The organism is Corallococcus praedator (assembly GCF_003612125.1).
Taxonomy (GTDB): Bacteria; Myxococcota; Myxococcia; order Myxococcales; family Myxococcaceae; genus Corallococcus; species Corallococcus praedator.
In genome coordinates this window covers 22693-28943 of sequence record NZ_RAWI01000082.1, presented here as the reverse complement: position 1 = coordinate 28943, position 6251 = coordinate 22693, and the positions used below count along the sequence as shown (strand labels likewise).

6 protein-coding genes are annotated in these 6251 nt (G+C 69.7%); 5 read left to right on the top strand and 1 reads right to left on the bottom strand.

What is annotated here, in order from left to right:
- From D7Y13_RS13620 to D7Y13_RS13600, 5 genes are all read left to right on the top strand, one after another.
- A partial coding sequence (locus tag D7Y13_RS13620; protein ID WP_147444338.1) for a CapA family protein occupies window positions 1-1175 on the top strand: 1175 nt, incomplete at its 5' end.
- Between the two features lie 283 nt (window positions 1176-1458).
- Window positions 1459-2550 carry a peptide chain release factor 1 gene (gene prfA / locus D7Y13_RS13615; protein ID WP_120533999.1) on the top strand — a complete coding sequence of 364 codons (1092 nt, stop codon included), beginning with the start codon at window positions 1459-1461 and terminating at the stop codon, window positions 2548-2550.
- On the top strand, window positions 2547-3410 hold the full coding sequence (gene prmC / locus D7Y13_RS13610; protein ID WP_120534000.1) for a peptide chain release factor N(5)-glutamine methyltransferase: 864 nt from the start codon (window positions 2547-2549) through the stop codon (window positions 3408-3410). The genes prfA and prmC overlap by 4 nt, the downstream gene beginning before the upstream one ends.
- 39 nt (window positions 3411-3449) lie before the next feature.
- A complete protein-coding gene (murA, locus tag D7Y13_RS13605) occupies window positions 3450-4721 on the top strand; it encodes a UDP-N-acetylglucosamine 1-carboxyvinyltransferase (RefSeq protein WP_120534001.1) in 1272 nt (423 codons plus the stop codon).
- Window positions 4722-4853: 132 nt separating this feature from the next.
- Entirely contained in the window at window positions 4854-5249 is a 396-nt protein-coding gene (locus D7Y13_RS13600; RefSeq protein WP_120534002.1) for a TFIIB-type zinc ribbon-containing protein, read from the top strand.
- A gap of 33 nt (window positions 5250-5282) precedes the next feature.
- Here the strand turns inward: D7Y13_RS13600 and D7Y13_RS13595 are convergent, their stop codons facing one another.
- The gene (locus D7Y13_RS13595) at window positions 5283-6128 is read right to left on the bottom strand and encodes a discoidin domain-containing protein (RefSeq protein WP_233595635.1); all 846 of its coding nucleotides are present in this window, start codon (window positions 6126-6128) and stop codon (window positions 5283-5285) included.
- Window positions 6129-6251: the final 123 nt, after the last annotated feature.

The window sequence follows — 6251 nt, the reverse complement described above, 5'->3', positions numbered from 1 at the left end:
CCCCTGGAGCCCCTGGAACGGGCCCCACGCGGGACGACTCCGCCGGGTCCGATACAGGACACCCCACGCCAGCCGCCCCCGGACAGCCGGCCACCCTGGCGCCCGTCCGCCCGGTGACGCTGGTCGTCGGCGGCGACGTGACGGTGGGCCACCACTACCAGACGTACTTCGATGAACAGGTGGGCAAGGGCCGCTCGCGCGAGGAGATGTACGCGTACGGCTTCCGCGAGGTGAAGGCCATCGCGGACTCGGGCGACCTGTTCGTCGTGAACCTGGAGTGCCCGTACACGGACAGCACGCAGAAGCTGCCCAAGAACTTCAACTTCAAGGCGCGGCCGGAGCTGGTGAACGTGCTCAAGGCCGGCAACGTGGGCGTGGTGAGCCTCGCCAACAACCACATGATGGACTACGGCGCGCAGGGGCTCCTGGACACCCTCACCACGCTGGAGGCCGCGGGCGTCCCCTTCTTCGGCGCGGGGAGGAACCTCGCGGAGGCGCGCCGCCCGGCCCTGCTCACCGTGGGAGACCAGCGCATCGCGTTCCTGGGCTACTTCTTCCTGGGCACGCGCAACATCGAGCCGCGGGAGGTCTACGCCACGGACACCACCCCGGGCGTGGCGGGCCACTTCTCCGACGTGGAGGTGATGGAGCGGATGATGGTGGAGGACATCACCGCCGCGAAGGCGCAGGCGGACCTCGTGCTGCCCTTCTTCCACTGGGGCATCGAGGGCAACACCACCCCGGAGCCGTACCAGGTGCGGCTCGCGCACGCGGCCATCGACGCGGGCGCGGCGGGCGTGCTCGGCAGCCACCCCCACGTGCTCCAGTCCATGGAGCTGTACCGGGGCGCGCCGGTGGTCTACTCGCTGGGCAACTTCGTGTTCGGGGGCAACTGGAATCCCCGGGACAAGCGCAGCGTCCTGTGGCGGGCGCGCTTCGGTTCCACGGGCTACCTGTCCAGTGACGTGCTGCCGCTCAGGACCGACCGCTATCCGGAGTTTCCCGTCCAGCCGGTGCCCGTGACGGGTGCCGAGGCCGAAGGGGTGATGGCGCTGCTGCGCACCGCGTCCCAGGCCCAGGGGCTGGAGCGGATGCTGCCCGCGCTGAGCCCCACGGAGGCCGGTGAGCCAGGGGCCCGACCGCTCCCCTCCTCGGATGTCCGAGGGGGGGAGTAGTCTGGGTGCTACTTGTTGTTGCGCTGGCCGCGCTTGAAGCGGTTGCGGCGGCGCTTCAGCTGCGCCTTGCGCGTCTTGGCGCGGTTGGCGAGCTTCTTCTTGGAACGATTACCCTTCTGTGCAGGCATGATCGAAGGCTCCGTGTTGGGCGTGAATCGGGCCGCACCGGGCGGCGACGGGGGGCGTTCTTACATGCCCGTGCCCAGACGGCCAAGGTTTTCCTTGACGCCCTCGGCCCTTGCCAGAGGGCGGCCAAAGGGGCAAGACGCCCCGGGACCCACGCATGATTGACAAATTGGAAGAGGTCGAGCGCCGCTTCGAGCGGCTCACGGCCGACCTGTCGAACCCCGAAATCCTCGCCGATACGGCGAAGCTCCAGAAGGTCTCCAAGGAGCGCGCCGCCCTGGAGCGGCTGGTGGAGACGTTCCGGGCCTACCGCAAGGTGCTGGCGGATCTGTCGGAGGTGGAGACCTGGCTGGCCAGCTCCGACCCCGACGAGAAGGCCTACGCGCGCGAGGCCCTGCCCGGCCTGAAGGAACAGCGCGAGGTGCAGGAATCCGCGCTGAAGATCCTCCTGCTGCCCAAGGATCCCAATGACGAGAAGAACGTCATCCTGGAGATCCGCGCGGGCGCGGGCGGCGACGAGGCGGCCCTCTTCGCCGAAGAGGTGATGCAGATGTACCTGCGCTACGCGGACCGCAAGGGCTGGAAGGCGGACATCCTGGACATGAGCGCGGGCAACGCGGGCGGCGTGAAGGACGCCACCGTGACGCTGTCCGGGGACGCCGTGTTCAGCCAGCTCAAGTACGAGTCCGGCGTGCACCGCGTCCAGCGCGTGCCGGCCACGGAGACGCAGGGGCGCATCCACACCTCCACCATCACCGTGTCGGTGATGCCGGAGGCGGAGGACGTGGACGTGCAGATCAACCCGGCGGACATCGAGATGCAGGTGATGCGCTCCACGGGCGCCGGCGGCCAGAGCGTCAACACCACGGACTCCGCGGTGCGCCTCATCCACAAGCCGTCCGGCATCGTGGTGAAGTGCCAGCAGGAGAAGAGCCAGGGGAAGAACCGCGCCATGGCCCTGCGCATGCTGCGCGCGAAGCTCTACGACATGGAGCAGGAGCGCATCCGCAACGAGCGCGACTCCATGCGCCGGGGCCAGGTGGGCACGGGCGACCGCAGCGAGAAGATCCGCACGTACAACTTCCCGCAGGACCGGCTCACCGACCACCGCATCGGCCTCACCGTGCACAACCTGCCGGCCATCATGGTGGGCAACGTGGACGAAGTGATTACCGCCTGCCGCACGCACTACCAGGCGGAGGCCCTCAAGGCGCAGACGGGCAGCGGGCGCCCCTCCGGCGAAGCATGAGCGACGTCTGGACCATCCGCCGGGTCCTCACCTGGACGACGCAGCACTTCGAGAAGCGTCAGGTGGACGCGCCCCGGCTCACGACGGAAATCCTGCTGGCGCACGTGCTCAAGACGGGCCGCGTGCGCCTGTACGTGGACCTGGACCGGCCCCTGGCGAAGGAGGAGCTCACCGCGTTCCGAGCGCTCATCGAGCGCCGCCTCGCCGGAGAGCCCACCAACTACCTGACGGGCACGAAGGAGTTCTACAACCGGCCCTTCAAGGTGGACGCGCGCGTGCTCATCCCCCGGCCGGAGACGGAGCTGCTGGTGGAGGCCCTCCTCCACGCGGTGCCCAGGGACGCGCCCTCGAAGGTGCTGGACGTGTGCACGGGCTCCGGCTGCATCGCCATCAGCGTGGCGGCCGAGCGCCCCCAGGCCACCGTGTTCGCCACCGACCTGTCCCCGGACGCGTGCGCGCTGGCGAAGGAGAACGCCCAGGCGCTGGGCGTGGCGGACCGCGTCTTGGTGCTGGAGGGCGACCTGTTCGGGCCCCTGCCCCCGGACGCGCGCTTCCAGGTGGTGGTGTCGAACCCGCCGTACATCGACTCGGGCGACATCGCCGGGCTGTCGGCGGAGGTGCGCCGCGAGCCCCGGCTGGCGCTGGATGGCGGACCGGATGGCCTGACGGCGTTGCGGCGGGTCATCCAGGGCGCTCGGCGGGTGCTGGAGCCTGGCGGACTGCTTGCATTGGAGATGGGGGAGACCCAGGGAAGCGCCGTCCTGGAGCTCCTGCGGGCCGCGGGGTACGCGGACGCGCGTGTGGAGAAGGACCTGGAACGGCGTGAACGCATGGCGTTCGGGACACAGCCCGCGGCCTGACGGCCACAGGGCCGAGGCTGGGAAGAGGCACGGGAAGACATGGACAAGATCGTTCTGAAGGGTGGCACCCCGCTGCACGGTGAGGTGGAGGTGTCCGGCGCGAAGAACGCGGCGCTGCCCATCCTCGCCTCCGCGCTCCTGGCGGAGGGCACCACCACCTTCCGCAACGTGCCGGACCTGGCGGATGTGAAGACGATGCTGGCGGTGCTGCGCACGATGGGGTGCGAGGCCGAGCGGCTGACGGGCAAGAAGGCCGACACCTGTGAAATCAGCATCACCGGGGACATCACCCCGGAGGCGCCCTACGACCTGGTGAAGACGATGCGCGCCAGCATCCTGGTGCTGGGGCCGCTCGTCGCGCGCTTCGGCCGGGCGCGCGTGTCCATGCCGGGAGGGTGCGCCATTGGCGCGCGGCCCATCGACCAGCACCTGAAGGGCTTGAAGGCGCTGGGCGCCGAAATCCACCTGACCGAAGGGTACGTGGAGGCCCGGGCGAAGCAGCTCAAGGGCGGCATGGTCAACTTCGACGTCATCACCGTCACCGGCACGGAGAACGTGATGATGGCGGCGGTGCTCGCGAAGGGCCGCACGGTGATGGAGAACTGCGCGCGCGAGCCGGAGGTGGAGGAGCTGGCGCGGGTGCTCAACAAGATGGGCGCGAAGGTGGAGGGCGCGGGCTCGTCCGTCATCACCATCGAGGGCGTGGAGTCGCTGAACCCCGTGGACCACGCCATCCTGCCGGACCGCATCGAGGCGGGCACGCTGCTGGTCGCGGCGGCCATCAGCGGGGGCAACGTGCTGGTGAAGCACGCCCGGCCGGAGCACCTGGACGCGGTCATCGACAAGCTGCGCGAATCAGGCTGCACCATCACCGCCGAGGGTGGCGGCCTGCGCTGCAAGGCGCCCAGGTCGCTCAAGTCGGTGAACATCACCACCACGGAGCACCCGGGCTTCCCCACCGACATGCAGGCGCAGTTGATGGCGCTGATGACGGTGAGCCACGGCACGTCGGTCATTTCCGAGAACATCTTCGAGAACCGCTTCATGCACGTGCCGGAGCTGCACCGGCTGGGTGCCGACATCACCATCCAGGGGCACACCGCGGTGGTGAAGGGCGTGAAGGGCCTGAGCGGGGCCCAGGTGATGGCCACCGACCTGCGCGCCAGCGCGTCCCTCATCCTGGCAGGCCTCCGGGCGGAGGGGCAGACCGAGGTGAGCCGCGTCTACCACCTGGACCGGGGCTACGAGCGGCTGGAGCGGAAGCTGCGCGGCCTGGGGGCGGACATCCGGCGGGTGAAGGAGCGGGCCTGAGCCCTGGGGGCTGGTCGAACGCCCGTTGCCAACAGAAGCAGCCGCATGGGTTGCATCCGAATTTTTGGGCGACTTATCATTCTCCATTCACCGGGGAGCACCGCTCCCCTTTTCAGGAGAATGAGCCGCCCCATGGATTGCCCCGCTGGTTGCGACGTCGAAATGACTGATCTCGAGGGAGATCACGAGACGTTGCGGGAATGTAAAGAATGCGGCGGGCTGTGGATCAACGTCGCGGACCTGAACCGGATCCTCCTGCACAACAACCTGCTCGGACTCGAGGGCCAGGGCGGCAAGGTGGACGCCGAGGCCCTGACTGGCAACTGCCCGGACTGCAAGGTCGACCTGGTTCGCGTTGACGGTGGCGACCGTCAGCACCCCCTGCACTTCGACTCCTGCGAGTCGTGCGGAGGCATCTTCCTGGAGTCGGAGTTCGCGGACGCGGCCGACGCCAAGCAGGCGGAGGAGAAGATCGTCGCCTTCTTCCGCAACTTCGACGCGAAGCGGAAGACCCGGGCCGCCATCTAGCCGGCCGGCGCCCGGGCCATGTTCCGGGCGTCGTCAGGGATGGCTGCGGAAGTCGCTCCCCCACTCCGCGGGGAGCGCGCCGTCCAGCGCCAGCGAGGCGGACGCCTTCGGCCCCTCGCCGGCGGCGCTTCGCTCGAAGCCCACCGGCACCCGGCCCTTCTTGGGGATGTCCAACGTCACGCGGCTGCCCGACACCGTGTAGGTGCCGGTGACGACCGTGGTGGGCTCGGGCGTCTCCAGGGGCTCCAGCGAGAAGCGCCAGGTGCCGTCCACGAAGAAGGACAGGAAGCGCTCCGGGGCGCCCTCGTGGCCGCCGAACCACGTGCCCAAAAGCGGCGCCACGCGGGCGTCGTACTTGAAGCGGGTGGCGAGCGCGGGCGCGTTGAGGGGCTTGCCGCCCGAGTAGAGGACGAGGTCGGTGATGCACACCGGGGCGCCCTCCTTCGTGCCGGGGAAGCGGTCGGCCACCTCCAGGACGAAGCGCGCGCCGAACAGCGGCTGCGTCAGGGGCACCGCCTGCAGGCCGCGCTTGTCCTGCACGGTGACGCTGCGCGAGGCCTCCACACTGGTGAGGGTGAACTTGCGCACCCGGCCGTTGGCCTTGAAGGCGTCGCGGGAGGTGCCATCGCCCGTGTAGACGCGCACCTCGTCCAGGGTGACGGGCTCCTTGAAGCCGATGATGACGTGGGCGGGCTTCTCCCCTTCGGCGCACCACGCGGTGGTGTCCCGGCCGTCCAGCAGGTTCAGGGGCGAGTAGTGCTCCGGACGCGCGTCCTTCTCCACGTAGGCTTCCGCCTGGGCATAGCCGGGCGCGGCCGGCGCGGCGGCGAGGACGGAGGGAGCGGCGAGCAGCAGGGAGGCCACGGACAGGCTTCGCATGGGGCGCATCTTGGATCGTCCCTGCCCCGGGGCTCCAGTCCGGGTGCGCACCTTCCGTCTCCACCGGACCTTCAGGCTCCGGCGGGGGGCCCGGATGAAAGCGCCCTGGCGCGGGTTGGGGGT

Bases quoted from the DNA above. Each gene is read 5' to 3' on its own strand.
- prmC (WP_120534000.1), top strand. From the start codon at position 2,547: ATGAGCGACGTCTGGACCATCCGCCGGGTCCTCACCTGGACGACGCAG.
- murA (WP_120534001.1), top strand. From the start codon at position 3,450: ATGGACAAGATCGTTCTGAAGGGTGGCACCCCGCTGCACGGTGAGGTG.
- D7Y13_RS13600 (WP_120534002.1), top strand. From the start codon at position 4,854: ATGGATTGCCCCGCTGGTTGCGACGTCGAAATGACTGATCTCGAGGGA.
- D7Y13_RS13595 (WP_233595635.1), bottom strand. From the start codon at position 6,128: ATGCGAAGCCTGTCCGTGGCCTCCCTGCTGCTCGCCGCTCCCTCCGTC.
- prfA (WP_120533999.1), top strand. From the start codon at position 1,459: ATGATTGACAAATTGGAAGAGGTCGAGCGCCGCTTCGAGCGGCTCACG.